Below are 24,643 nucleotides of genomic sequence, written 5' to 3' on the forward strand. Positions count from 1 at the left end.
AACGCGAGACGTACTGCGACTGCTCGTGAACGAATAACCGAACCATTCATCTATTCACAGGACGAAGACCCTACGTGAAGCCATGACCGCCATCCAGACACGCGGCCTGACGAAGTACTACGGCGACACCCGCGGCATCGACGACCTCTCCATCGAGGTACGGGAGGGCGAGGTGTTCGGCTTCCTCGGGCCGAACGGCGCGGGCAAGACCACGACCATCCGGACGCTACTGGGGTTCGTCGCGCCGACCGGCGGGTCGGCGACCCTGCTCGGACGGGACGTGACCGACGAGGAGGCCCTCCTCGACGCCAAGCGCCACATCGGCTACCTGCCGAGCGACCCCGGCTTGGACGAGGGCGTCACCGGCGAGCGCCTGATTCGGTACCACGCCGCCCTGAAGGGCGACGAGCGGAGCGGGGACCTCCTCGAACGCTTCGACCCGCCGGTAGAGCGTGAAGTGGGCGAGTACTCGACCGGCAACAAGCAGAAACTCGCGCTCGTGCTGGCGTTCATGCACGACCCCGATTTGGTCATCATGGACGAACCGACCTCGGGGCTGGACCCCCTGATGCAGGAACGACTCTACGAGTTCATCGAGGAGGAACGCGCCCGCGGCACGACGTTCTTCTTCTCCAGTCACGTCCTCAGCGAAGTCCGGCGCGTCTGTGACCGCGTGGGCATCATCCGGGACGGGCGACTCGTCGCGATGGAGGGCGTCGAGGAGCTACTGGACCGGTCGGGCAAGCGCGTCCGCGTCGGCGTCGAATCGACCATCGACCCCGCGGACTTCGACATCGAAGGCGTCCACGACCTCGACGCCAGCGACGGCGACGCCTCGTTCATGTTCACCGGCGAGTACGACGCCCTGCTGGACCACCTCCGAAACTACCACGTCGTGGACCTCGATATCGAGGAGGCCCCGCTCGAAGACGTGTTCATGAAGTTCTACGACGACGCTCCGGCAGACGCCGCCGGGGAGAGCGCCGAGGCGCGACCGGGGTCCGGTCCCGGAGCCGCCGAGACCGCCGCCTCCGCGGGAGGCGAGACCGATGCTTGACATCGCCACCTACGAGTCCGAGCGCCGGATTCGCGGCGCGCTCGTGTTGGCGGTCTTGCTGGCCCTGCTGTCGCTCCTCTTCGTCGCGCTGTTCCCGTCCATCGCCTCCTCGGGCGCGGACTTGGACGCGTACATGGAGAGCCTGCCGCCCGCGATGCAGGCGGCGTTCGGCGCGACCGGCGCGTTCTCCATCGCCACCATCGAGGGCTTTCTGGCGGTCGAACTCTACCAGTTCTTCTGGCTCCTGTTGCTCGGCATCTACACGGCCTACGTCGCGGGCGGTCTCGTCGCTGGCGACGTGGAGCGGGGCCGGATGGACGTGTTGCTCGCCGCGCCGGTCTCCCGGCGGCGCGTCGTGGTCGAGAAGTTCGCCTCGCTGGTGCCGGTCGTGGTCGCGGTCAACCTCGTCGTCGGCGTCGTGGTCTACGCCACCGTCCTCGCAATCGGCGAGTCCATCCCGCTCGCTGACCTCGCGGCGGTCCACCTGCTGTCGATTCCGTACCTGCTCGCCTGCGGCGCTATCGGTCTCCTCCTGTCGGTCGCCTTCGACCAGTCGGACGTGGCCAAGCGCGGCGGACTGGGAGCCATCTTCGCGCTGTTCCTGCTGGAGACGGTCAGCCAGTCGGCCGACGCGGGGTGGCTCGGCGCGATTAGCCCGACGCGGTACTACGACCCGACCGCCGTCTTGGTCTCGGGCGAGTACGACTGGGTTGGCGCGCTCGTCCTGCTGGCGGGCACCGCGCTCCTCGTCGCGGTCAGCGCGGCGTGGTTCCGGAGGAAAGATATCGCGTGAAACCCCAAGGGGGAGACTGAATGCGAGGCTTCGACGCCGACGAGCGCGAGCGCATCCGCGACTCGCTCCGGGAGACCGGCCGAGAGCTGTTCGCGCGCTACGGACTCGACAAGACGACCATCGCCGACCTCACCGACCCCGCCGACATCGCCAACGGGACGTTCTATCGGTTCTACGACTCGAAGGAAGCACTCTACTTCGAGATTCTGCGCGAGGAGGGCGAACGTCTCGCCGCCGACATCCTCGCCGAGTCCTTCGAGCGCGTCGGCGCTGGCGCGGGTGAAGGCGACAACGGGAACGAGAACGGAGAAGCCCTCACCCCCGAGGAGGGCATCGTCGCGTTCCTCACCCTGCTGTGCGACGAGATAGAGACCAATCCCCTCGTGCGCCGACTGGTCGTGGACGACGACCTCTCGCGGCTGATGGCCCAATTCAGCGACGAGGAGTTGCGCGAGGAGCAGGCCCAGTCGCTGAGCTACGTCGTCCCCTACGTCGAACGCTGGCAGGCCGACGGACTCCTCCGGCAGGGCGACCCGGAAGTCCTCGCGGCCGCGATGGGCGTCGTGAAGTTCGTCGCCTACCACAGCGACGACTTCCACGACGAGACCTTCTACCGGTCGGTCCGCGACGCACTCATCGAAGTCGTCGCGTCGGGATTGACCACTCCCGAGAGTTCAAAGAAATAGGCGATTTTAAGACTTCTCCTGTGCAACCCGAGTGCATGCGAGACCGCACCTACGCCGCGGACGCCGAACCGGGCGAGACCGCGACCATCGCCGGGTGGGCACACGAGGTCCGGGACCTCGGGGGCATCGCCTTTCTCCTCCTGCGGGACGCCACCGGGAAGATTCAGGTCAAGTTCGAGAAAGAGGTGATGGACGACGACCTCGTGGCGACCGGCACGGAGGTCAACCGCGAGAGCGTCGTGCGCGTCACGGGGAGCGTCGAGGAGGAAGACCGCGCCCCGACCGGCGTCGAAATCGTGCCAGAGTCGGTCGAGGTCGTCGCCGAGGCCGCCCCGGAACTCCCGCTGGACCCCTCCGGGAAAGTGGACGCCGACCTCTCGACGCGGCTGGACAACCGCACCCTCGACCTCCGGAAAGACGAGTCGAAGGCCGTCTTCGAGATTCGCGCCGAGGTCCTGCGGTCGGTCCGCGAGGCGTTCCGCGAACTGAACTGCACCGAAATCAACACGCCAAAAATCGTGGCCACGGGCACCGAGGGCGGCACCGAACTGTTTCCCATCACCTACTTCGGGCAGGAGGCGTTCATGAACCAGTCGCCCCAACTGTTCAAGCAGTTGATGGTCGGCTCCGGGCTAGAACGCGTCTTCGAAATCGGTCCCATCTTCCGCGCGGAAGAACACAACACGCCGCGCCACCTCAACGAAGCAACCTCCATCGACTTCGAGAGCGCCTTTTTCGACCATCACGAGGCGATGGACGCCTGCGAGGAGGTCGTCCGGGCGGGCTACGAGGGCGTCGCCGACAACTGCGAGGACCAACTCGAAACGCTGGGCTACGACGACTTCGAGGTCCCCGACGGCGAGTTCCCGCGACTCGCCTACGACGAGGCCATCGAGCGCATCAACGCGACCGGCGAACTCGACGCGCAACTGGTGTGGGGCGACGACCTGCCGACCGAGGGCGAGAAGGCGCTCGGCGAGGACGTTGGGAGTCACTACTTCGTCACCGACTGGCCGAGCGAGATCAAACCCTTCTACATCAAGGACCACGACGACGACCCCGACCTCTCGACGGGCTTCGACCTCATGCACCCGAGCATGGAACTGGTTTCCGGCGGCCAGCGCGAACACCGCTACGAGAGACTTGTCGAGGGCTTCGAGCAACAGGGACTCGACCCCGCGGCGTTCGACTACTACACGAAGATGTTCCGGTACGGCATGCCGCCACACGCCGGGTGGGGCCTCGGCGGCGAACGCCTCGTGATGACGATGCTCGGCTTGGAGAACATCCGCGAGGCCGTCCTCTTCCCGCGGGACCGTCAGCGGCTGTCGCCGTAGGTAGCTCAGTCGCTCCTCGCGGCTTCTTCGACCAGTTCGTAGGCTTTCTCACGGAGTTCGCCCGTCATGTGGAGACCGTGGCTATCGACTCGCCGAACGAGGTCTTTGCCGTCCTCCTCGGTCATGTCCCGTTCTTCGACGGCACGGGCGAGGAGACCGACCGTTCCGGTAACAGTTACGCCGAGACCTCGCACAACGGTTCGGACGCGGTTGTCGTCCGAGATTACGCCGAAATCTTCGTGGTGGTCGTCGCTCAGTATCGCGGCTAGTATCTGTACGTCCCCGTTGGCCTCGTCTTCCCCGAGAATCTGTTTCGCTTCCGGGTACTCCGAGGCGTCCCCTGTGGCATCGGTAACTCGGCTCACGTCGGGCGCTTCGTGACGGTCCAAGAAGTTCTCCAGATTCGTGTTCGCCGGTTCGGTCGTCACCTCGGTTTCTACCTCCGGAACGACGTGGATTTTCCCATCGACGCACGTGAGCAAGTCGAGTTCTCCGATTCGGCCGAGGGCGATGAGGGTCGTCCCATCGACCAGAATCCGCGTTCTCATAGCTCACGGGCCGCGTCCGCGTCGGCTTCCAAGTCCTCGGGAGATTGTTGGGAAGTCAAGTTTCGCTCGCGGGCGATTTCGAACCACTCGCCGAGCGACACGCCAGCGATGCGGGCCGCTTCGTTGACCGAGACCTCGCCCGACTGGTACCGTTCGATTGCGACCCGGACCCGGAGGTCGTACAGTCCCTGATGGAGCGCCTTTCGGATGGTCGTACTCTTGTCTTCTTCCAGCAAATCGGCGACCTCTTCGAGAGCTTTCTCCTCGTCGTCGGGAATGCGGGCGCTTATCGACGGCATGTATACAGTGTACTACAGCGTAATCACTTATCAATCTATGGAGAGTGACGGTCAGCGAGTAGCGTTACGAAAATAAGTACCGAGCCGATGGTGCCCGGTTTCGGTGGCTACGACCTCAACACCCGCAGGCTTCGCAACAGGGCGTGACGTAGCCGGGGAACTGGTGACAGCATCCCACGACCCATCCAACGTCACAACCGCTGTCTTCGCAACACTCGACCTCGTAAATCTTGTAGTTGCCAGTGTTGTCGTCGCAGAGTTCGTTGTCACACACCTGCGCGGTGATGCACCGCTCCTGAATCGTCACGCCGTCCTGCGAGTCGTAGTCGAGGCGCTGGACGGTCTCGTCGCGGTCGAGGTAGCCGTACGTCCGGCCAGCCTCGGGTTGGACGATGACGTGGAGGTCGTACTCGTCGGTGCGGTACGCGAGGTCGATGTGGGCGGTCAGGCCGTCGTCGCCCGACACCGCGCCGACGTTGACGCTCCGGTCGCTCCGGAGGTGTTCGCCCGTCCCCTTCGGTTCGGTCACGAGGTCCGCGGGGTCGGCGCTCTCGACCAGTCCCTCGGCTTCGAGCGCGGCGAGGAACTCGCCCGCCTGCTCGGCGACGCTCTCGCGGACGACCTCCTCGGTGTCGTACCGGGCGCGGACCTGCTCTTTCTGGGCCATGCTCGCGTACCCCGCGGCGTCCGCGGCACTGGCGGTTCCCGCGCCCGCCGCGGCGACGGACCCCGCCGCGACTCCTTTCAGAAGGCTTCGTCGGCTTCCGTTCACGTCGTCGGTCTGGTCGTCTCGGAACATGCACGCATAGTTTACAATTATTTAATACTTAATTTAATGGCTAGATAACTAGTACCGGGGTTCGCCCGAGCGGAGCGCGGGGTCCCCGCGCCGACGAATAGTACAAACGTTATACGGACCGACTCGCAAGAGTCGCGCATGACCGACGACTCGTCGCGCTACTTCGTGCCGGGCCACGTCACCGGCTTCTTCAGCGTCCACGAGGCCGACGACCCCGAGCAAGCTGGCTCGCGCGGCGCGGGACTGACCCTCTCGAAAGGCGTAACCGCCGAAGTCGAACCCGCTGCCGAGACTTCGATGCAACTGAACGACGAACCGGCCGCAATCGAGGCGGTGACGCGCGTCTTGGACGCACTCGACGTTGACGCCTCCGTCCGGGCGGAGACCGACCTGCCGGTCGGCGCGGGCTTCGGCGTCTCGGGGGCGGCCGCGCTCGGGACCGCCTTGGCCGCGAACCGGACCTTCGACTGCGGGCGCTCGGAGAACGAACTCGTCTCCATCGCCCACGCCGCAGAGGTCCGCGCCGGGACCGGACTCGGCGACGTGGTGGCCCAAGCCCGCGGGGGCGTCCCCATCCGGCTCGACCCCGGCGCACCCGAGTACAACCGACTCGACGGCGTGCCCGAGCGAACCCGCGTCGAGTACCTGACGCTGGGCGAACGCTCGACCTCGGCGGTCCTCTCGGGGAACACCGACCGCCTCTCGGAGGTCGGCGTGGACCAACTCGTCCGACTGGTCGAGGAGCCCACCCTCTCGACGCTGATGGCCTCCTCGCGGGAGTTCGCCCGCGAGGCCGACCTGCTGACGCCCGAGGTCGAGGAGGTCTTGGCGGAGGTCGAGGCGGTCGGCGGCGAGGCCGCGATGGCGATGCTCGGCGAGACCGTCTTCGCACTGGGCAACGGCCTCTCGCGGGCGGGCTACGACCCCGAGACCTGCGAGACCCACCCCGCGGGCGCGACGCTGAAGCTGGACTGAGGAAACGACTTAGTGGCCCCGGTTCGTCTCGCCGAACAACTCGCTACGATGTCACGACGAACCATCACCGCGGACGCCACCGGACGACGCTCCGTGCCGCCCGAGCGAGCGACGGTCGAACTGAAGGTGACGGGCGACGGCGACTCGCCCACCGCCGCCCGGCGGACCGTCGCCGACCGAGCCGCGACCCTTCGAGCGTCGCTGACCGACGAAGTGCCGTCGGCCGACCGCGTCGCCACCGTCGAACTTCGCGTCTCGGACTCCTCGAAGGCGTTCGACCCCGCGACGGACGCGCCGTACTTCGCCGTCGAACGACTGCACGTGGACTGTGCGCCCGAGACCGCCTCGGAGGTCGCCGTGGTAGCGACCGAGAGCGGAGCCACGGTCCCGGATGTGCAGTTCCGATTGGACGAGACCGTTCACCGTCGGTTGCAGGACGAGGCGCTCGCCGACGCGATGGCGCGGGCCAGAGCGAAGGCCGACCGGCTCGCGGCCGCCGAGGAGCTATCGGTCGGCCGGGTCCGGGAGGTGACGACCGAGACGAGCGACGACGCGATGTCGGACATCGTCGAGGAGGCGCTCGCCAACGGTCCGGAGACCGACCTGAGTCCGGAACCCATCGCTGTCTCCGAGACGGTGGAAGTCGTCTACGAACTGGCCGACGACTGACTCGGCCGACGACCCCCCGCGTACAGTCGCTCCGGACGCGCCACCGAATCGAGGAGGGCGTCACGAGCAAGCAGGACTCGTCGCGCAGGGCCGCGGCGAGGCCTGCGACCACCCCTAAGATATATCACGCGACCGAATAATTTTTATCTCACCAGCATAGCATAAATAATGCCGATACAAATCGGCGGATAACAATCATGATTCGCAAATCGATGTTCATCGGACTCGCCGCAGTCGTGCTTCTCGCCGGAATGACGGGCGCTACGGCCGCCACGGACACCGAGACCGTCCAGCAGACGCCAGTCGAAGACGACCGCCTCACGGAACTCAGCGTCGTTACCATGAACGACGACTGCGTGAACTTGTCGGGCACCGTCTCGGTTCAGTGCGGTGGTGGTGATTACTGCGTCGGTGAACCCGGATCGAACTGCGGTTGGCTCTGACGGAAGCGCCGAATCGGACTCTTTTTTCACGTCACGGTGCCGACCAAGGGGTATGACCGAGATTCCCGACGACCACCCCCGCGCCCAGTCGCTCCGGACCCGCCACCGAATCGAGGAGGGCGTCGAGTTGGGCATCACGAGCAAGCAGGGACTCATCGCGCAGGGCCGCGGCGAGGCCTACGACTACCTGCTCGGCGAGGAGACCACGCCGAGCGCCGACCGCGCGGAGCGGGCCGCGGCCGCGCAGTTGCTCCTCGCGGACCACCCCGTCCTCTCGGTGAACGGGAACGTCGCCGCGCTCGTCCCCGGCGAGATGGTCGCGCTGGCAGAAGCGACCGGCGCGGACCTCGAAGTCAACCTCTTCAACCGGACCGACGAGCGAATGCAGGCCATCGCCGACCACCTGCGCGACCACGGCGCGGAAGACGTGAAGGGTCTCGCCGCGGACGGCCGGATTCCGGGGCTGGACCACGAGCGCGCGAAGGTGGACGCCGACGGCATCGGCGACGCCGACGTGGTGGTCGTCCCGCTGGAGGACGGCGACCGCGCGGAGGCGCTGGCCGAGATGGGTAAGACCGAGATAGTCATCGACCTGAATCCGATGTCCCGCTCGGCCCAGACGGCCGCGATTCCCATCATCGACAACATCGTCCGAGCGATTCCGAACGTGACGAAACACGCCGAGGAGTTGCGCGAGCGGGGCGCGAGCCGAGACGAGTTAGAAGCCATCGTCGCCGACTTCGACCGCGAGGAGGCCCTCCGAGCCGCCGAGGAGACGATTCGGCAGGGCGAGTTGGACTGACCGACCGCCGCGGTTCCGCTATCTTTTTATTTTCCGAACAGAACTACGCCACGATTGCATGACTCGACGGAGTTCGCTCGCGCGGGTGACGACGCCGTGACCGAGTACGAAGTGCGGTACGTGGACCGGACGCTCCCCGACCCCGAGACCGTCCGCGACGCCCTCTCGACGGTGGACGACGCGCTCGGAGACGAGCGACTGGTCAGGCTGTGTCGGCTCCTCTATCCGGTTCACAGGGTCCGAATCGCGTACACGCCGCCCGGCGACCCCGGCGCGGTCGCCGGACGCGCCGACGTGCTGGCGGACGGCCGCGGGGCGGGCCGCGACGCCGACCTCGCCCCTTTCGCCGAGAAGTGCGCCTCGCCGGTCCCGGTCTCGCTGGTCGGACGCTACCGACTCGGCACCCACGCCGGGCCCGAGTCGGCGATTCCCCTCGACTTCGAACGCGACAAGCGGTCGGTCAGAGGCGAGGTCGCCGAACGGCTCCGGGACGCCGACGCCGACTCGGTGGGACGACTCAGGGACCGCTACGGCCTGCCCGACGAGTTCGACCCCGAGGGAGCGGTCGAAATCGCGGACGTGACTCGCCTCTACCTCCCGTTCTGGCTCGCGGAGTTCGGCGGCGACGCGGGCGGCGGGCGACTGGTCGCGTTCCGCGACGCCAAGTGGATAACCGACGACGAGACCCGCAAGGGCGGGTGGCTCTCCGAACACGTCGCGGGAGACGACGCGCTCCTCGGGCGAGTTCGGGACGTGGCGACGCTGGCGACGTGGCGCGAGCGCCGCGGACCGCGCGACGGGACCGCGGCGTCCGACTCGCCGACCCGAACCGGCGACAGTTCCGGGGGTCCGATTCGTGACGCCCTCTCCTCGGCCGACGAATCGGTCGAATCCGGCAAATCCGGTGAGTCGGTCGAACCAAGTGACTCCGCCAACTCCAGCGAAGCGGTCGATTCGGGTGACGAGGAGGGAACCGGCGACGACGCGCAACCCGACGAAATCACGGTCCCCGACGACGTGGACCTGTCGGTCCGGTCCATCGTGGAGACGAACCCGGACCGCGACTTCGCCGACGTGGGCGGGATGGCCGACCTCAAGACGACGCTGACGGAGTTGGTCGTGGACCCGCTCGAAGACCCCGAGACCTACGAGCGATACGGTCTCGGCGTGACCGACGGCGTGTTGCTCTACGGTCCGCCGGGGTGCGGGAAGACGTACGTGGCTGGCGCGCTGGCGGGGGAACTCGACCGCCACTTCCTCTCCATCTCGCCGAGCGACCTGACGAGCAAGTTCGTCGGCGAGGCCGCGGACAACGTGGCCGACCTGTTCGAGGTCGCGCGAGCGAACGCGCCCTGTCTGGTGTTCATCGACGAGATAGACGCCGTGGCCAGCGACCGGAGCGGCGAGATGACCAACACCGAACAGCAGATGGTCAATCAACTCCTCGCCGAACTGGAGGGGTCCAGCGACGACGACGTGGTGGTGATGGCCGCGACGAACCTCCTCGAAGACGTAGACGACGCGGTGTTGCGCTCGGGCCGGTTCGACGAGCGCGTCGAAGTCGGGCCGCCGGACGCCGACGCGCGCGAGGCCATCCTCGGGGTCCACCTTGACGGGCGACCGACGGCCGACGACCTCGCGCTCGCCGAGGCGGTCGAACGAACCGCGGGCCACGCCGCCAGCGACCTCGAACTCGTCGCGGAGCGAGCGGCGCGGGCGGCGCTCGCCGACGAGGCCGACATCCGAGCGGAACACCTGCTGGCGGCCGCCGAGGAGGTCGAGACGAGCATCCCGGCGTGGCTGGACGAGTACGACGTGGCGGCGACCGGCGAGGCCGACGAGGACGGCGTCCGGCAACCGCCGGGCGTCTCGCTGGACGCGGGCGAGTTGCTGGACGCGCCCCCCGACCGCGACTTCGCGGCGATGCCCGGCATGGCGGGACCGGCGACCGCCCTCCGCGAGCGCGTCCTCGACCAACTCCGCAATGCCGACGAGTACGCCGACTACGGACTCGACTCGCCCGAGGGCGTCCTCCTGTACGGCCCGCCCGAGTGCGGGAAGACGTACCTGAGCCGCGCTGTCGCGGGGGAACTCGACCGGCCGTACCTCCGGGTGACGCCGACCGAACTCGCCGTCGAGTGGGACGGCTCGCCCACAGAAAACCTCGCCGACGCCTTCGAAATCGCGCGAGCCAACGCGCCCTGCGTCGTGTTCGTGGACGACTTGGACGCGCTGACGCCGGGCGGTCCGGCAGCGGCCGACCGCGCGCTGACCCATCGGCTCGTCGCCGAACTCGCCGCGACGCCGCCGGACGTGTTCGTCGTCGGCGCGACCCACCTCGTGGAGGACGTTGCCGATTCGGTCCGCCACGCCGACTGTTTCGCCGAGCGCGTCGAGGTCCCGCTCCCCGACGCCGACACCCGCGAGGCGGTCCTGCGGGCGACGTTAGACGACAGGCTCCTCGGCGACGTGGACTGGGACGAAGTGGTCGAGGCGTCGGCGGGCGACACCGTGGGCGACCTCCGACTGGTCGCGGAGAGCGCGGCCCGGAGCGCGCTCCGGGAAGACGAGGAAGTAGACACCGACCGCCTGCGCTCGGCGCTGGCGACGGTCGGCCGGAGCGTCGAAGACTGGAACGAGCGCAGTCGCTACGCCGACAGCGAGTACGGCTCGGACCTGCGGAGCGTGCGCTGAGCGGAGGCTCCTCGGTGTCGTCGTGTTAGTTCTCGCAAAAATCGCAATCTGGCGTCGCGCTGTGCGACGTGAGTTTCGATTTAAGCGCGGACGACGTTCGTCGCGCGCGGGCCCTTGGGGGCGTCTTCGATGTCGAATTCGATGTCAGTGCCTTCTTCGAGGTCGGGGCCGCCAACGTCCTCCATGTGGAAGAATACGTCGTCGTCAGAGTCCTCGGTCGCGATGAAGCCGTAACCGCCTGTGTCGTTGAAGAAATCAACAGTTCCGTTTGCCATTACAATTATCTAATGGCCCCCGTCACGGATAACACTTCCGAGGGTCGCGGTATCACGGCTGTCGGCCGCTCTAAACCTAAAATTCTACCGCGTACGGGTGCGTTCGGCTTTAAGTCGGGTGTTCGCGTCGATTCCGCGGAAACGAGTCGAACGTGACGAGGCTCTTCGCGCCCGAGTTCGACACTTCTTAGAATCGCAACTAATACCCACAGTTTATGAAGAGAGCGTACACGCGCCGCGTCCTTCTCGGAAGCGCGGTCGCGTGGTTCGGCGCGGCGAGTGGTTGTTCGTCCCCCCGCGACGACCAGACGGGGACCGAGCGGACTCAGCCTACCGCGACCCGAACGCCCGAGACGACGAGTCGAGTGAGGACGAGTCGGAGCGATACCGTGACGACTACCGCCGAGACGACCGCTCGAAGCCGAACGATGGAGTACACGGCGAGAGAGACGGGACGCGAGGTCGTCGCCGACCTCCGATACGCCTCGGCCGAGAGGATTCACGGCGGGGCGCTCCTGACCTCGACGGACGAACTCCGTCGGGTTCGAGCGGAGGTCGCCGAGACGGAAATCGGGCGCTTCGTCCGCGAGACGAACTTCGACGACAGCTACCTGTTGATACTGCGAACGACGCTTCCCAGTGCCGGACGGTTCCTCCTCGAAGGGATAGAGAGGACCGACGACGAGACCGTTCGGGCGGTCGCCGAGGCCGAGAGCCTACCCGGACCCAGCGCCGAGACCACGAAGACGGTGGTAGTGCGCGTGATGGGCGCATCAGCGCCCTCGACGGCGATCGTAACGGTGATTCACCCGTCCTTCGAAGAAGGCGAGACGGTCCGATTCACTGTCAGTGACGAAGGAAGTCGGTCGAGAGCCGGAACTTCGACGGCCTGAGCGTCGCCATTCTCCAACCGCGTTGGCGTAACACGAACTGTTCGTCGCCAGCGAATCGAATCGGGGTCCGAGTCGAAACGGTGACGCGAAGCGTCCGTGACCGACGGGCCATTCCGCAACCTCTTTCAACAACCTCGTGGTATTACCGAGTTGTATGCGCGAATTCGACCAGTTCAGCGATGTCGGCGAAGCGGACGTGACCCGAGCCATCGGCCAAGAGTGGACCGAGGAGTTCATGGACTTCAGCGACTCCGACGTGCTAATCGTCGGGGGCGGCCCATCCGGACTGATGGCCGCGAAGGAACTCTCCGAGCGCGGAGTCAAGACGATGGTCGTCGAGAAGAACAACTACCTCGGCGGCGGGTTCTGGCTCGGCGGCTTCCTGATGAACAAGGTGACGGTCCGGGACCCGGCCCAACACGTCTTGGACGACCTCGACGTGGACTTCAAGCAATCACAGGACAGCGAGGGCCTCTACGTCGCCAACGGTCCCCACGCCTGCTCGGCGCTCATCAAGGCCGCCTGCGACGCGGGCGCGAAGATGCAGAACATGACCGAGTTCACCGACATCGTGATTCGGGAGGACCACCGCGTCGGCGGCATCGTGATGAACTGGACGCCGGTCCACGCCCTGCCCCGCGAGATTACCTGCGTGGACCCCATCGCCGTCGAGGCCGATTTGGTCATCGACGCGACGGGCCACGACGCGATGGCCGTCTCGAAGTTGGACGAGCGCGGCGTCCTCGACGCGCCCGGCATCGGCGACGCGAAAGAGAGCGCGACCGGCATGGACAAGACCGGCGACGACTCGTACGGCGCGCCCGGCCACGACTCGCCGGGCCACGACTCGATGTGGGTCGGCAAGAGCGAGGACGCCGTGGTCGAACACACCGGTCTCGTCCACGACGGCCTGATTGCGACCGGGATGGCGACTGCGACCACCTACGGTCTCCCGCGGATGGGGCCGACCTTCGGCGCGATGCTCCTGTCGGGCAAGCGCGCCGCTCAGTGCGCCCTCGACGAGTTGGAAGTCGATGCCGAACCGGTTGACATGACCACGAAAGCGGCCTCCGCTGACGACTAGCCACTTTTTACTTCGTCGGGTTCCCTCGCTCACTTCGTTCGCTACGGGAACCACTCCTCGCAAAAACTTGGGGAAAAACCTCCCGGACGCTCGCTCCGCTCGCGTCCGGTGAACCACGCGCCTCCGGCGCGCGGATGCTTGAACCGCAGGTCGTCGTGGTCGCTACAACCACAACGTGTTTTATCGAGTGGTACAACAGACGAATATGGCCGGGAAGATTACGCTCTACCGCGCGCCGACCACCGTCGCTGACGCCGAGGAGATAGCTGACTGGCTCCGCGAGCGCCTCGCCGCCGACGTGGCGGTCCGCGAGCGATTTCTGGACGCGCATCGCTCCGACGACGGCGGCGCTCCCAGCACCGAGGAGCTAGCCGAACAGTTCGCCGAGGCGCGGGTCTCCTCGCCCTACGAGCGCGAGACGGGCAACACGATGCTCGGTATCCGCCGGTACGAGGAGCGCACACTCGACCACCCCGAGCGCGCGGGCGGCGTCCTCTACGACGGCGTGGGCGTCCAGCGCGCGCTCAACGCCGCGATTCCCGAGAGCGAGCGACCGCTCGACCACCTCCACGTCGCCCTGCTGGACCGCGCTATCGGGACGTGGGGCGACCACGACGCGAGGTGGCACAAGCGGGTGAACCTCCTCGGTCAGCCAGCCATCGTCTCGGTGCCGGGGCTGTACGAAGCGCCAGCCAAGCCCGAGCAGTACTACGAGGAGAAACAGAAGACGGCGTTGCTGTCGGGCGACGCGCCGCCCCGCGAGGTGCTGGAGAGCGAAGTCGAGGGCGAGTTTCTGGTCGCCGACGACCCGCGGACGACCGAGGCGCTGAAAGGCTACGTCCTGCAGGCGGTCCACTGCTGGCGGACCGGCGAGGGGTTCTGCGAGGAGGAGATTTGTCGGCTCTCGAACCCGCATCGCCAACCGGGAGTGGTCGAGGCCCAACTCCGCGACCCCGAGTTCTGCGAGGCCCACGCCGAGTCCTACGAGTAGCGCGACGAGTGGGGTCGGCGGTCACTCCTCGGACCGCAGGTCCTGCACCGTCACGACGAGGCCGACGGCGAGCGACGCCGCCGCGAGACTCGCCAACCACGTCCAGTCGCCGAGGTTGCTCGCCCAGACGTTCCCGTCGGCGAAGCCCGCGGTCGAGCGCGACCGTACCGCGAGCCACCACAGCGCGCCCGCCCAGCAACAACCCAGCGGCCCGTTCGCGCGACCGAGTCGGTCCAGTGCGGCCGCGTCCGCGGCGAGTGCGACGCCGTGCCCGACTGCGACGAGGCCGACCAGCAGGAACAACCGCTCTTCGAGCAGGAGCGCCATCTCGCCGGTCGCGCCGACCAGCGCGTACCCGCCGGTCGCGACGCCGAGGAGTCCCGCGAGGCTCCTCGTGGTGGTCCGCGTCGCTGGCGGAGTTACCGTGGGTTCGGCCGACCCGGTGGAGGAGTCGGTCGGCATCGTCCGGAAAAACTGGCGACGCGAGTTGTAGGCTTTCTGTTCGGCAGACCGAACCACGAAGTGCGAGCTATGGCTCTCGCCCCGGTCTGACAGACCACGGTGTCTGATGGACTCGGTTTATTCTATCGGCGCACCACTATCGAAGTGACGACATTGCGACTCTGGCAGTCAGTATCTGTCGTCCGGGGCTGGTATCCCCCACCACTACCCAAACTGGACCCTTCTGGCGCGAGACCGCTCGTCAAGCTACGCGTCCGCCCGTAATCCGAACCACGCCCAGTGCGCGTTCGCTGTGGGTCGTCTCGATGGCGCGCGCTCTGAGCGCCCGCCGAGCCGCCGCCACGCGGTCGTCTAACATCGTCCACGGCGGTTCGTCGTAGGCGTCCATCCCGGTCGGCGACGAGGCGACGACGAGGCCGCGGAACGCCTGATTCACCGGCCAGCCGAACCACCGCGTCGTCTGCGCGGCGTCCAGTAGCGCGAGTCGCCCGCCGGGCGCGAGGAGGTCGGCCCACCGCTCGACCTCGGCGGCGGGGTCGGCGAGCATCCCGACGACGAACGTCGCGAGGAGGGCGTCCGGTGGCTCGCGGAACTCGACTTCGGTGGCGTCCGCGCGGACGCAGTGGACGTTGGGCCACTCCTCGCGCTCGACGCGCTCGCGGGCGCGGGCGAGCATCCCCTGCGTGAAGTCCACGCCGACGACCCGACCGGTCGGACCGACGCGCTCGCGGAGGTGCGGGAAGTTCGCGCCCGTGCCACACCCCATCTCGACCACGGTGTCGCCGGGGTCGAGCGCGAGCGCGTCGGCTGCACGCGCTCGCAGGTTCCCGAGACCGGGCGTCGAACGCGCGAGGAGGTCGTAGAAGTCGGCCCACCGGCCGTAGAACTGCTGTGCCGCGGCGGTCGCGTCGCGTGACATGTCGGTTCGTACGACCGCCGAGAACTAAACGTCTGAGGTCGAAATCGGAATCGCGGTGACGGATACGCGGATAGAACGACCAAATTTCAGATACATTCTCTTACGTTACCTATATAGTCTTAGGTTTTAAGAAGGGTGGGTGGAGAGTTCCGGCCGATGAAGGATACCGACAGATGGTACCAGCGACTCGGTATATCAAATTTTGTACCCGATTCGATACGAAAGCGATACGCACGCAAGTTCTTCGTCGGCGTGCTGGTCGTCATGCTGGTCACCGGGAGCGTCGGTGCGTTCGGGTACGCGAGTACCCAAGGGGAACTGGAGTCGGAGGTCCGCAACCAACTCACCTCGACGGCGGAGTTGCAGGCCGACGGGCTGAACGGGTGGATTCGGGGACTCGAACGCCAGACGCGCACGCTCTCGCAGGCAAAGCAGTTCCAGAACGGGAACGTCGAGGAGATCGGTCTCTACCTGCTGGGCCAACAGCGGTCGCTCGGCGAGAGCATCGTCGCGGTCCACTACGTCGAAGTGAGTTCCGGGGCCGTGTTGGCCAGCACGTCCCGCGAGGTCGTGAACCGGAACATGTCCGACCTCGGAGCGACGTGGGACGTGGCCACGGTGGACGCGAAGACGAACGAACAGTCCTACGTCCACGTCACGAGCGACCCGTACGTCAGTCCGGTCTCCGGCGAGAAGGCCATCGCGTTCGTGAGTTCGCCGCCCAAGAACACCCAGCACGCCGTCGTCGTGGTCGCCAGCCTGAGCGTGCGGGCGAACAACTTCCACCAGACCATCGACGGCGGCGAGACGCTGGTCGTGGACGGCGCGGGCGAGACGGTGTTGGACACCAGCGAGAACGCCTCCGAGTCCTTCGACGCCGCCGCGCTGGCCGAGCGTGCCGATAGGAACGCGTCCCGCGAGTCGGACGGTTCCGCGGGCGACGCCGCCAACGCCACCGCGTCGGGATTCGCGTCCACCGAGTCGTCGGTCGTCGGCTACGCGCCGGTCGAGGGCACCGACTGGGTGGTGCTGAGTCACGCGCCGAAGCGGGCCGCCTACGCGATGCGCGACAGCGTCGGAACGAGCCTCGCCGCGATGATACTGGCGACCATCGCGGTGCTGGGGGTCGCGGCGGTCGGGTTCGGCCGCCGACAGACGCGGACGCTCGAATCGCTCACCGAGTCCGCCGAGGAGATGGAGCGTGGCAACCTCGACGTGACGCTCGAAACCCGGCGCATCGACGAGTTCGGTCGTCTCTACGACGCCTTCGGCGCGATGCGAGACTCGTTGCGCGAGCAGATAGCCACCGCCGAGACCGCCCGCGAGGAGGCCGAGCGGGCGAAGGAGGACGCCGAGGAGGCCCGCGCGGAGGTCGAACGCGAGCGCCGCGAGGCCGAGCGCGCCCGCGCCGACGCAGAGCGCCTCGGCGACCGCCTCGAAGCGACCGCCGCGGCGTTCGGCGAGACGATGGCCGACTGCGCCGACGGCGACCTGACCCGCAGACTGGACGACGAGGCCGACAGCGAGGCGATGGCCGAAGTCGCGCGGGCGTTCAACGAGATGGTGGACGAGTGGGAGGCGACCCTGCGGTCGGTCCGGACGTTCGGCGAGACGGTCGCCGACGAGAGCGAACTCGTGGACGAGACCGTCTCGGACGTAACCGCGACCAGCGCCGACGTGAGCGAGTCGGTCCAACGGATTTCGGAGGGCGCGGCCGAGCAGAGCGACGACCTCCAGTCGGTCGTCGGCGAGATGAACGACCTGACCGCGACGGTCGAGGAGGTGTCGGCCGCCGCCGACGACGCGGCCGACCGTGCCGAGCGCGTCGCCCGGCGCGGCGAGCAAGGCCGCGAATCGGCCGCTTCGGCGGTCGAAGAACTCGACGCCATCGAGACGCAGACCGAGGAGACCGTCGAGGCGGTCGAGGAGTTGCGCGAACTGGTGGCCGACATCGAGGACGTGACCGAGTTCATCACCGATATCGCCGAGCAGACCAACATGCTCGCGCTCAACGCCTCCATCGAGGCCGCCCGCGCCGGGGAGGCCGGAAGCGGGTTCGCGGTCGTCGCCGACGAGGTGAAGGAACTCGCCGACCAGACCCGCGACGCGACCGCGGACATCGAGGAGTCCATCGACCGCGTGCGCGCCCAGACCGACGACGCCGCCGCGGGCATCCACGAGACCCGCCGGAAGGTCTCGGACGGCGCGGAGACGGTGACGGAAGCGGTCGAAGCCTTCGAGGTGGTCGTGGACGGCGTGACCGAGACCAACGAGGACATCCAAGCGATGAGCGGTGCGACCGAGCGACAGGCCGAGTCGGCCCGCGAGGTCGTCTCGATGGTCGAGGCGGTCGCGGCCATCAGCGACGAGACCACCGCCGAGGCCCAGACCGTCGCGGCCGCCGCCGAGGAGCAGACCGCCGCCCTCGGCGAGGCGGCCGACGGCGTGACCGAGTTGGCCGAGCGCGCCGACGAGTTGCGCGGTCTCCTCGAATCGTTCGAGACCGACGACGAGGCGGACGGCGACGGGCGCGACGACGAGAACTCGGACGACGAGACCACAGCTACCGAGACGGCCGACTCCGAGCCGACCGAGGTCGCGACCTCCGACTCCGACACCACCGACACCGCGACTTCCGACTCCGACACCACCGACGCCACGCCTACCGGTACGGAGACGAGCGACAGCGAAACGACCGACGACGGTACCGGGACCGAAACGACCGACGACGATAGCGGGGCTGAATCGACCGACGACGATACCGAGGTCGAAACGACCCGCGATACTGACACCGAAGCGACTGGCGACGAACTCACCAACCCGGAAACCGCGGATGCGGACGAACTCCATCCGAAGGAAATCGTCGCCGACGACGTGGCGACAGACGACGCGTCGGACGAGGGCAAGAAAGACGAGAGCGGCCGGGACGAGACCGAGCGGGACGAGGAGCCAACGCCGAGTGACGAATCCGACGAAGAGTCCGACGATGGCGACCGCGACGAACTCCCCGCGCCGTAGCAGTGACCGCTCGTCGCCAGTCGCCCGCCAGCGGCCGTTGCGCTCAAGGACGAGACCGTCCTACCGTGCGGGCATGACAGTCGCGCTCACGGAAGACGAGGAGGACAAGACAGTCGTGGACGCCGACGGCAACGACATCGGGACTGTAGTCGATATTCACCACGGCGCGGCCCACGTCAGCGCCGACGAGGAGACCGTCGAGAAGATGCAGACCCGACTCCCACAGGGCGGCATCGACGACCGGACCTACGCGGTCCACGACGAGAGCGTCGCCGAGATAACCGACGACCGCCTCGTCCTCGATGTCGAAGTGTAGCCGAGTGGGAGTTTCGTGGCTCCTCGTCGGCTTTTTACATTCCGATAGTTGTCTTTAAAATATTTTTATCGTTGTCTAAGTGGGGCATAGGTTGCTTTGACCAGTAGCTGTCGGTTCGTCTCGGTACGACTCGGAACCGCACAGCACCGCCACCGCATCCGCAACGCGACCTGATGCCGACGCCCATCAGACCGCAACCGCCGACCGCACAGCACCGCATCCGCGCCCCGAACCTCCCCGCGTGCGTCTGCGCTCGCGCGGAACCGCGAGTGCGAGCGCAGACACGGCGCATCCTCTGGGTTGTGTCATCGAGCGTCTGTCCGTGGTTGGCGTCGCCGAGTGTTCGTCCGTGGTTGGCGTCGCCGAGTGTTCGTCCGTGGTTGGCGTCGCCGAGCGTCCATCCGCAGTCGGCGTCACCGAGTGCATCCCGTCGAACGTCTCACCGAGCGCGTCCCGAATCCGACGGCTCAAAACCAAATCCGGTTACGAGTTAATATTCAGCCCGCTAACCGGTCGGAACATTCTTTATTCGCCTTCTTGTTCTCCCACATGCACCAATGGCTGTACTCTGGCTGGACGAAATCACCGCGGACGACCTCGAACTGGTCGGCGGGAAGGGCGCGTCGCTGGGGGAACTCACCGGCGCGGGCCTGCCGGTCCCCTCGGGGTTCGTGGTTTCGGCTGGCACCTACCGCTCGTTCATCGAGGAGACCGGCATCGACGAGGAACTGTTCGCGGCCGTTGAGGTGGACACCGAGGACTCGAAGGCGCTCGCGGAGGCCCAGTCTCGGGCCAAGGAACTGATTCTGGAGACCGAGATGCCCGACGAGATTCGCCAAGAAATCTACGACTCCTACGACGAGTTGGGGGACGGCGAGGAGTTCGTGGCGGTTCGTTCCTCCGCGACCGCCGAGGACCTGCCGGACGCCTCGTTCGCGGGCCAACAGGAGACGTTCCTCAACGTCACCCGCGAGGACCTCGTGGACCGCGTCAAGCGATGCTGGGCGTCGCTGTTCACCCAACGCGCTATCTACTATCGACAGGAGAAGGGCTTCGCCCACGACAAGGTAGACATCGCGGTCGTCGTCCAGCGGATGGTGGACGCCGAGAAATCGGGCGTGATGTTCACCAGCCACCCCTCGACCGGCGCGTCGAAGATCATCATCGAGGCGGCGTGGGGTCTCGGCGAGGCGGTCGTCTCCGGCTCTGTATCGCCCGACAACTACGTCGTGGACCGCGAGTCGGGCGCGGTCGAGGAGGTCACCATCGCCGACAAGAAGACGATGATGGAGAAAGACGAGGCGACCGGCGAGACCGTCGAGCGCGAGGTCCCCGACGACCTGCGGGAGGCGCAAGTGCTGGACGAGCGCGACATCGAGCGCCTCGTGGAACTCGGCGAGCGTGTCGAGGACCACTACGGGAACCCGCAGGACGTGGAGTGGGCCGTCGTGGACGGCGAGGTCTTCATGCTCCAGTCCCGGCCCATCACGACCATCGACGACGAGAGCGAAATCGAGACCGACGACGGCGCGGGTACCAACGGCGCGAGCGCGGACGCCAGCGGCCCCGGCGCGAACGCGAGCGGCGCAAGCGCGGACGGCATCGCCGACGGGAGCGGCGCGGTCGAGACCGCCAGCGGTGCGAGTGGCGGAACCGACACGAACGAGGCCAACGGCGATGTCCTCGTCTCGGGACTCGGCGCGAGTCCCGGCATCGCCTCGGGCGCGGTCCGCATCGTGGACCAACTCGACCAACTCGACAAGGTGAGCGAGGGCGACATCATCGTCACCGAAATGACCACCCCCGACATGGTGCCCGCGATGAAGCGCGCGGCGGGCATCGCCACCGACGAGGGCGGGATGACCTCCCACGCCGCCATCGTCTCGCGCGAACTCGGCGTCCCGGCGGTCGTCGGCTGTACCGACGCCACGACGACGCTGACCGACGACCAGCGCATCTCTATCGACGGCGACAAGGGCACCATCACGGAGGGTCGCAAAGAGACCACCGAGGAGCGCGAACCCATCGAGGAGGCCCGCCCGAAGACCCCGGTCAAGCCGATGACCGCGACCGAGGTCAAGGTCAACGTCTCCATCCCGGAGGCCGCCGAACGCGCCGCCGCCACGGGCGCGGACGGCGTGGGTCTCCTCCGGATGGAACACATGATTCTCTCGACCAACAAGACGCCCGCGAAGTACCTCGAAGACCACGGCGTGGACGCCTACGTCAACGAAATCGTGGAGGGCGTCCGCGGCGTCGCCGACGAGTTCTACCCCCGGCCGGTCCGCGTGCGGACCCTCGACGCGCCGACCGACGAGTTCCGCCAGTTGCAGGGCGGCGAGGACGAACCCGACGAACACAACCCGATGCTGGGCTACCGGGGCATCCGCCGGAGCCTCGACCGGCCCGAGGTGTTCAAGCACGAACTCGAAGCGTTCGCCCGCCTCTACGAGATGGGCTACGACAACGTCGAAATCATGTTCCCGCTGGTCAACGACGCCGAGGACGTGATTCGAGCGCGCAACCTGCTGGAGGAGTCGGGCATCGACCCCGACAAGCGCACGTGGGGCGTGATGATAGAGACGCCCGCCTCGGCGCTCGGCGTCGGGAAGATGGCCGAGCAGGGCATCGACTTCGCCTCGTTCGGCACGAACGACCTGACCCAGTACACCCTCGCGGTGGACCGGAACAACGGGAACGTCGCCGACCGGTTCGACGAACTCCACCCCTCGGTCCTGCAACTCATCAGCCAGACAATCGCTACCTGCCGCGAACACGACGTTGACACCTCCATCTGCGGGCAGGCTGGCTCGAAGCCCCAGATGGTCCAGCACCTCGTGGACGAGGGCGTCTCGTCCATCTCGGCCAACATCGACGCGGTTCGGGACGTACAGCACGAGGTCAAGCGCGTCGAGCAGAGTTTGCTTCTGGACTCGGTGCGCTGACCCGCGAGAACGCCTCGGCGTGACCGATTCGCGCCGACCGTTTCACCCTAACTCGTCTCCTCGAACTGGCTCCTCCGAACGCTCCGTTTCGGGGACGCCGCCGGAGTAGGCGGCACTTAGTTTTCATAACTGGTTGCTAATCCCGAAAACGTGGCGGCACGAAGCCGTCTGTTTATGGGTCCGGGCGTCGGAGTCGAAGAGAAATGGCGTCACGCAGAGTCGCGCTCGTCGTCGTGGGTCTCGTCCTTCTGGCCGGATGCACCGGCGGCGGGTCCGCGCCGAGTACGACGACGGCCTCGCCTACAGTCGATTCGCCGACGACCTCGCCCCCGAACGGGTCGGCCGCAAACGGGTCGGCTGCGGACGGCGCGGCGACCGACACCGCGACGACCGCGGGCGGCGCGAGGAACGACTCGACGGCGAACTCGTCGCTCCCGCCGGGAGTGAACGCCACGGGCGTCGAGGACGCCGAGGAGTTGGTCGGCGCTCACCAGCGCGCGCTGAACGACACCAGCTTCGCGTTCCGGTTCCGGGCGAACGTCTCGGTCGGCCCCGCCAGCCAGTGGACGCTCCAGTACGGGAGCGTCGGTGAGGGTCTCTCGCCGCTGGTCGTCCACTCCAACAGCGTCCGGGAGTTCGACGGCGGGACCTCCTCGACGGCGACCGACCTCTGGGCGAACGAGACCGCGGTAGTCGTCCAGTATAGCGGCGAGAACCGGACCGAACTCCGGCGGTACAACCGCTCGGGCGGAAACGTCGGCGACGAGACGTGGGCCCACCTCCCGCGGGCCGACCTCGACTCGCAGGTCACCCAAGCGTGGCTCCTCGAACTCGCGCTGACCGCCGGGGACTACGAGCGCGTCCGGACCGACGAGGCCGCCGACCGGGCGACCGACAACCGAACCACCGCCGACCGGGCGGCGGACGACCGGACCGCCGACGACCGAACGAGCGACGACCGGACGAGCGACGACCGAACGAGCGACGACCGGACGATGACGGTCCTACGCGCGACCGAACCGGTCGCCGCCGCCAACTACACCGACCTGCGCTCGACGGTCCGCGTTGACTCGTCGGGCCGGGTCCACTCGCTGTCGCTGACCGCGACCTACGAGGGCGACAACGAGACCAGAATCCACTACGAGTTCGAGTTGACCGAGGTCGGCAACGTCTCCGTCGAGCGCCCGACGTGGGTCGGTGCCGCGACCCCGCCGACGACCCGACCGGCGACCACGACCGCGGAGAACGCGACGACGACGGTGCCGGGTGAGACGACGACAGTGCCAGCGAAGACGACCGCAGAAAACGCGACAGCCGCGACGGCTACGACCGAGAGCTGAGCCGAATTTTCCTCCGAGTCGAATCGCTCCTCGCCGTCGCACGATTCGACACATCCGCCACGTTCAAGCCGTCACGATGCGAGCCTGCAATTATGACACGCTCTGTCTGGCTCAAGGCCGACGACGCGGTCGGCGACTGGGACGACCGCCGGAAGCGAATCACGGCAGGACTCGAAGCGGGGGTCGATTGGGTGCTGGTAGACGCCGCCGACGTGGGTCGGGTGCGCGAACTCGGCGACGTGAACGTCGCGGCCTTCTCGGACGGCGACGCGCAGGTAATCGACGAGGCCGAGGAGCGTCCGGCGGCCGACGCCTACGTCGTCGGCAAGGACGGCGAGGGCGACGGCACCGTGGACCTTCCGAACGACTTCTCGGGGTCGGCGGACCTCACGACGCTCCGGCGCGGCGACGACCGGGCGGACGGCGCGTACGTCCGTATCTTGAGCGAGGAGTACGAGGCGTTCGCCGAGGAGGCCGCCGAGGAGGCCGACTACACCATCGTCGTCGGCGAGGACTGGACCATCATCCCGCTGGAGAACCTCATCGCGCGCATCGGCGACGAGACCGAACTCGTCGCTGGCGTCACCTCCGCCGACGAGGCCAAGACCGCGTTCGAGACGCTGGAAATCGGGAGCGACGCGGTCCTGCTGGACACCGACGACCCCGACGAGATTCGCCGGACAGTCGAGGTCCGCGACGAGGCCGAGCGCGAGCAGTTGGAGTTCGAGTGGGCCGAGGTGAAGACCGTCGAGCGCACCGGGAGCGCCGACCGCGTCTGCGTCGATACGGGGAGCCTGATGGACCACGACGAGGGAATGTTGGTCGGGTCGATGTCCCGCGGCCTCTTTTTCGTCCACGCCGAGACCGCCGAGTCGCCCTACGTCGCCTCCCGGCCGTTCCGGGTCAACGCTGGCGCGGTCCACGCCTACGTCCGGACGCCCGACGGCGGCACGAAGTACCTCTCGGAACTCCAGTCGGGCGACACCGTACAGGTCGTGGACACCGAGGGCCACACCCGCGAGGCGACGGTCGGCCGCGTGAAGATAGAGAAGCGCCCGATGTTCCGCGTCGTCGCCGAGTTCGAGGACGGCGATAGAGTCGAGACGCTCCTCCAGAACGCAGAGACCATCAAGGTCGCCACCGGCGAGGGCCGCAAGGCGGTCACGGACCTCGAAGCGGGCGACGACCTCAGAGTCTACCGCGAGGGCGGCGCTCGGCACTTCGGCGAAGCGGTCGAGGAGAGCATCATCGAGAAGTAGCGGCTGGCTCGATTCGGACTGATTTTCGGCCAGTCGGCG

23 protein-coding genes are annotated in these 24,643 nt (G+C 67.2%); 17 read left to right on the forward strand and 6 right to left on the reverse strand.

Annotated features, from left to right (window positions below):
* Positions 1–82 precede the first annotated feature (82 nt).
* From EPL00_RS02780 to aspS, 4 genes are read left to right on the forward strand one after another with little or no spacing between them, the layout of a single operon-like run.
* Positions 83–1,057, forward strand: coding sequence for an ABC transporter ATP-binding protein (locus EPL00_RS02780; protein ID WP_135851943.1), 975 nt, complete (start codon positions 83–85; stop codon positions 1,055–1,057).
* Positions 1,050–1,850 (forward strand): ABC transporter permease subunit, encoded by an 801-nt coding sequence (locus EPL00_RS02785; RefSeq protein ID WP_135851942.1) that lies wholly within the window; start codon positions 1,050–1,052, stop codon positions 1,848–1,850. Before EPL00_RS02780 ends, EPL00_RS02785 begins: the two co-directional genes overlap by 8 nt.
* A gap of 20 nt (positions 1,851–1,870) precedes the next feature.
* The gene (locus tag EPL00_RS02790) at positions 1,871–2,536 is read left to right on the forward strand and encodes a TetR/AcrR family transcriptional regulator (RefSeq protein ID WP_135851941.1); all 666 of its coding nucleotides are present in this window, start codon (positions 1,871–1,873) and stop codon (positions 2,534–2,536) included.
* A 35-nt stretch (positions 2,537–2,571) separates the two neighbouring features.
* Entirely contained in the window at positions 2,572–3,873 is a 1,302-nt protein-coding gene (gene aspS, locus EPL00_RS02795) for an aspartate--tRNA(Asn) ligase (protein ID WP_135851940.1), read from the forward strand.
* A gap of 5 nt (positions 3,874–3,878) precedes the next feature.
* Here the strand turns inward: aspS and EPL00_RS02800 are convergent, their stop codons facing one another.
* The 3 genes from EPL00_RS02800 to EPL00_RS02810 form a co-directional block, all read right to left on the reverse strand.
* Positions 3,879–4,421, reverse strand: a complete 543-nt coding sequence (locus tag EPL00_RS02800) for a hypothetical protein (RefSeq protein ID WP_135851939.1) — start codon at positions 4,419–4,421, stop codon at positions 3,879–3,881.
* Positions 4,418–4,720 (reverse strand): UPF0175 family protein, encoded by a 303-nt coding sequence (locus EPL00_RS02805; protein WP_135851938.1) that lies wholly within the window; start codon positions 4,718–4,720, stop codon positions 4,418–4,420. Before EPL00_RS02805 ends, EPL00_RS02800 begins: the two co-directional genes overlap by 4 nt.
* A 115-nt stretch (positions 4,721–4,835) precedes the next feature.
* The gene (locus EPL00_RS02810; protein WP_135851937.1) at positions 4,836–5,519 is read right to left on the reverse strand and encodes a hypothetical protein; all 684 of its coding nucleotides are present in this window, start codon (positions 5,517–5,519) and stop codon (positions 4,836–4,838) included.
* A 138-nt stretch (positions 5,520–5,657) separates the two neighbouring features.
* Here EPL00_RS02810 and EPL00_RS02815 point away from each other — a divergent pair, with 138 nt between their 5' ends.
* The 5 genes from EPL00_RS02815 to EPL00_RS02835 all read left to right on the forward strand — a co-directional run bounded on the left by EPL00_RS02815 (position 5,658) and on the right by EPL00_RS02835 (position 11,102).
* On the forward strand, positions 5,658–6,494 hold the full coding sequence (locus EPL00_RS02815) for a pantoate kinase (protein WP_135851936.1): 837 nt from the start codon (positions 5,658–5,660) through the stop codon (positions 6,492–6,494).
* A gap of 48 nt (positions 6,495–6,542) precedes the next feature.
* Positions 6,543–7,163 (forward strand): SIMPL domain-containing protein, encoded by a 621-nt coding sequence (locus tag EPL00_RS02820; protein ID WP_135851935.1) that lies wholly within the window; start codon positions 6,543–6,545, stop codon positions 7,161–7,163.
* A gap of 197 nt (positions 7,164–7,360) precedes the next feature.
* Positions 7,361–7,606 (forward strand): hypothetical protein, encoded by a 246-nt coding sequence (locus EPL00_RS02825; RefSeq protein WP_135851934.1) that lies wholly within the window; start codon positions 7,361–7,363, stop codon positions 7,604–7,606.
* A 52-nt stretch (positions 7,607–7,658) separates the two neighbouring features.
* The gene (locus tag EPL00_RS02830; protein WP_135851933.1) at positions 7,659–8,408 is read left to right on the forward strand and encodes a 4-phosphopantoate--beta-alanine ligase; all 750 of its coding nucleotides are present in this window, start codon (positions 7,659–7,661) and stop codon (positions 8,406–8,408) included.
* A 54-nt stretch (positions 8,409–8,462) separates the two neighbouring features.
* Positions 8,463–11,102 (forward strand): AAA family ATPase, encoded by a 2,640-nt coding sequence (locus EPL00_RS02835; protein WP_135851932.1) that lies wholly within the window; start codon positions 8,463–8,465, stop codon positions 11,100–11,102.
* Between the two features lie 80 nt (positions 11,103–11,182).
* Here the strand turns inward: EPL00_RS02835 and EPL00_RS02840 are convergent, their stop codons facing one another.
* Positions 11,183–11,377, reverse strand: coding sequence for a cold-shock protein (locus EPL00_RS02840; protein ID WP_135851931.1), 195 nt, complete (start codon positions 11,375–11,377; stop codon positions 11,183–11,185).
* A 215-nt stretch (positions 11,378–11,592) separates the two neighbouring features.
* Between EPL00_RS02840 and EPL00_RS02845 the strand changes: the two genes are divergently transcribed.
* The 3 genes from EPL00_RS02845 to EPL00_RS02855 all read left to right on the forward strand — a co-directional run bounded on the left by EPL00_RS02845 (position 11,593) and on the right by EPL00_RS02855 (position 14,345).
* Positions 11,593–12,270: a hypothetical protein gene (locus EPL00_RS02845; RefSeq protein ID WP_135851930.1), complete on the forward strand. Its 678-nt coding sequence runs from the start codon at positions 11,593–11,595 to the stop codon at positions 12,268–12,270.
* Positions 12,271–12,424: 154 nt separating this feature from the next.
* Positions 12,425–13,354, forward strand: a complete 930-nt coding sequence (locus EPL00_RS02850) for a sulfide-dependent adenosine diphosphate thiazole synthase (RefSeq protein WP_135851929.1) — start codon at positions 12,425–12,427, stop codon at positions 13,352–13,354.
* Between the two features lie 205 nt (positions 13,355–13,559).
* Positions 13,560–14,345 (forward strand): DUF7001 family protein, encoded by a 786-nt coding sequence (locus EPL00_RS02855; protein WP_135851928.1) that lies wholly within the window; start codon positions 13,560–13,562, stop codon positions 14,343–14,345.
* A gap of 21 nt (positions 14,346–14,366) precedes the next feature.
* Here EPL00_RS02855 and EPL00_RS02860 read toward each other — a convergent pair whose 3' ends face one another.
* Both EPL00_RS02860 and EPL00_RS02865 read right to left on the reverse strand, forming a co-directional pair.
* Positions 14,367–14,807: a hypothetical protein gene (locus EPL00_RS02860; protein ID WP_135851927.1), complete on the reverse strand. Its 441-nt coding sequence runs from the start codon at positions 14,805–14,807 to the stop codon at positions 14,367–14,369.
* A 241-nt stretch (positions 14,808–15,048) separates the two neighbouring features.
* Positions 15,049–15,726 carry a class I SAM-dependent methyltransferase gene (locus tag EPL00_RS02865; protein ID WP_135851926.1) on the reverse strand — a complete coding sequence of 226 codons (678 nt, stop codon included), beginning with the start codon at positions 15,724–15,726 and terminating at the stop codon, positions 15,049–15,051.
* 156 nt (positions 15,727–15,882) lie between these two features.
* On the opposite strand from EPL00_RS02865, the gene EPL00_RS02870 reads away from it, so the two are divergent.
* The 5 genes from EPL00_RS02870 to EPL00_RS02890 all read left to right on the forward strand — a co-directional run bounded on the left by EPL00_RS02870 (position 15,883) and on the right by EPL00_RS02890 (position 24,604).
* Entirely contained in the window at positions 15,883–18,744 is a 2,862-nt protein-coding gene (locus tag EPL00_RS02870; RefSeq protein WP_135851925.1) for a methyl-accepting chemotaxis protein, read from the forward strand.
* Between the two features lie 73 nt (positions 18,745–18,817).
* Positions 18,818–19,060, forward strand: a complete 243-nt coding sequence (locus EPL00_RS02875; RefSeq protein WP_135851924.1) for a PRC-barrel domain containing protein — start codon at positions 18,818–18,820, stop codon at positions 19,058–19,060.
* A 557-nt stretch (positions 19,061–19,617) separates the two neighbouring features.
* Positions 19,618–22,005: a phosphoenolpyruvate synthase gene (ppsA, locus tag EPL00_RS02880; RefSeq protein WP_135851923.1), complete on the forward strand. Its 2,388-nt coding sequence runs from the start codon at positions 19,618–19,620 to the stop codon at positions 22,003–22,005.
* A gap of 203 nt (positions 22,006–22,208) precedes the next feature.
* Positions 22,209–23,345 carry a hypothetical protein gene (locus tag EPL00_RS02885; RefSeq protein WP_135851922.1) on the forward strand — a complete coding sequence of 379 codons (1,137 nt, stop codon included), beginning with the start codon at positions 22,209–22,211 and terminating at the stop codon, positions 23,343–23,345.
* Between the two features lie 92 nt (positions 23,346–23,437).
* Positions 23,438–24,604, forward strand: coding sequence for a 3-dehydroquinate synthase II (locus EPL00_RS02890; protein ID WP_135851921.1), 1,167 nt, complete (start codon positions 23,438–23,440; stop codon positions 24,602–24,604).
* Positions 24,605–24,643 lie beyond the last annotated feature (39 nt).

It is taken from the genome of Halorussus salinus, from assembly GCF_004765815.2.
GTDB classification, from domain to species: domain Archaea; phylum Halobacteriota; class Halobacteria; order Halobacteriales; family Haladaptataceae; genus Halorussus; species Halorussus salinus.

Bases quoted from the DNA above. Each gene is read 5' to 3' on its own strand.
- EPL00_RS02780 (WP_135851943.1), top strand. From the start codon at position 83: ATGACCGCCATCCAGACACGCGGCCTGACGAAGTACTACGGCGACACC.
- EPL00_RS02785 (WP_135851942.1), top strand. From the start codon at position 1,050: ATGCTTGACATCGCCACCTACGAGTCCGAGCGCCGGATTCGCGGCGCG.
- EPL00_RS02790 (WP_135851941.1), top strand. From the start codon at position 1,871: ATGCGAGGCTTCGACGCCGACGAGCGCGAGCGCATCCGCGACTCGCTC.
- aspS (WP_135851940.1), top strand. From the start codon at position 2,572: ATGCGAGACCGCACCTACGCCGCGGACGCCGAACCGGGCGAGACCGCG.
- EPL00_RS02800 (WP_135851939.1), bottom strand. From the start codon at position 4,421: ATGAGAACGCGGATTCTGGTCGATGGGACGACCCTCATCGCCCTCGGC.
- EPL00_RS02805 (WP_135851938.1), bottom strand. From the start codon at position 4,720: ATGCCGTCGATAAGCGCCCGCATTCCCGACGACGAGGAGAAAGCTCTC.
- EPL00_RS02810 (WP_135851937.1), bottom strand. From the start codon at position 5,519: ATGTTCCGAGACGACCAGACCGACGACGTGAACGGAAGCCGACGAAGC.
- EPL00_RS02815 (WP_135851936.1), top strand. From the start codon at position 5,658: ATGACCGACGACTCGTCGCGCTACTTCGTGCCGGGCCACGTCACCGGC.
- EPL00_RS02820 (WP_135851935.1), top strand. From the start codon at position 6,543: ATGTCACGACGAACCATCACCGCGGACGCCACCGGACGACGCTCCGTG.
- EPL00_RS02825 (WP_135851934.1), top strand. From the start codon at position 7,361: ATGATTCGCAAATCGATGTTCATCGGACTCGCCGCAGTCGTGCTTCTC.
- EPL00_RS02830 (WP_135851933.1), top strand. From the start codon at position 7,659: ATGACCGAGATTCCCGACGACCACCCCCGCGCCCAGTCGCTCCGGACC.
- EPL00_RS02840 (WP_135851931.1), bottom strand. From the start codon at position 11,377: ATGGCAAACGGAACTGTTGATTTCTTCAACGACACAGGCGGTTACGGC.
- EPL00_RS02845 (WP_135851930.1), top strand. From the start codon at position 11,593: ATGAAGAGAGCGTACACGCGCCGCGTCCTTCTCGGAAGCGCGGTCGCG.
- EPL00_RS02850 (WP_135851929.1), top strand. From the start codon at position 12,425: ATGCGCGAATTCGACCAGTTCAGCGATGTCGGCGAAGCGGACGTGACC.
- EPL00_RS02855 (WP_135851928.1), top strand. From the start codon at position 13,560: ATGGCCGGGAAGATTACGCTCTACCGCGCGCCGACCACCGTCGCTGAC.
- EPL00_RS02860 (WP_135851927.1), bottom strand. From the start codon at position 14,807: ATGCCGACCGACTCCTCCACCGGGTCGGCCGAACCCACGGTAACTCCG.
- EPL00_RS02865 (WP_135851926.1), bottom strand. From the start codon at position 15,726: ATGTCACGCGACGCGACCGCCGCGGCACAGCAGTTCTACGGCCGGTGG.
- EPL00_RS02870 (WP_135851925.1), top strand. From the start codon at position 15,883: ATGAAGGATACCGACAGATGGTACCAGCGACTCGGTATATCAAATTTT.
- EPL00_RS02875 (WP_135851924.1), top strand. From the start codon at position 18,818: ATGACAGTCGCGCTCACGGAAGACGAGGAGGACAAGACAGTCGTGGAC.
- ppsA (WP_135851923.1), top strand. From the start codon at position 19,618: ATGGCTGTACTCTGGCTGGACGAAATCACCGCGGACGACCTCGAACTG.
- EPL00_RS02885 (WP_135851922.1), top strand. From the start codon at position 22,209: ATGGCGTCACGCAGAGTCGCGCTCGTCGTCGTGGGTCTCGTCCTTCTG.
- EPL00_RS02890 (WP_135851921.1), top strand. From the start codon at position 23,438: ATGACACGCTCTGTCTGGCTCAAGGCCGACGACGCGGTCGGCGACTGG.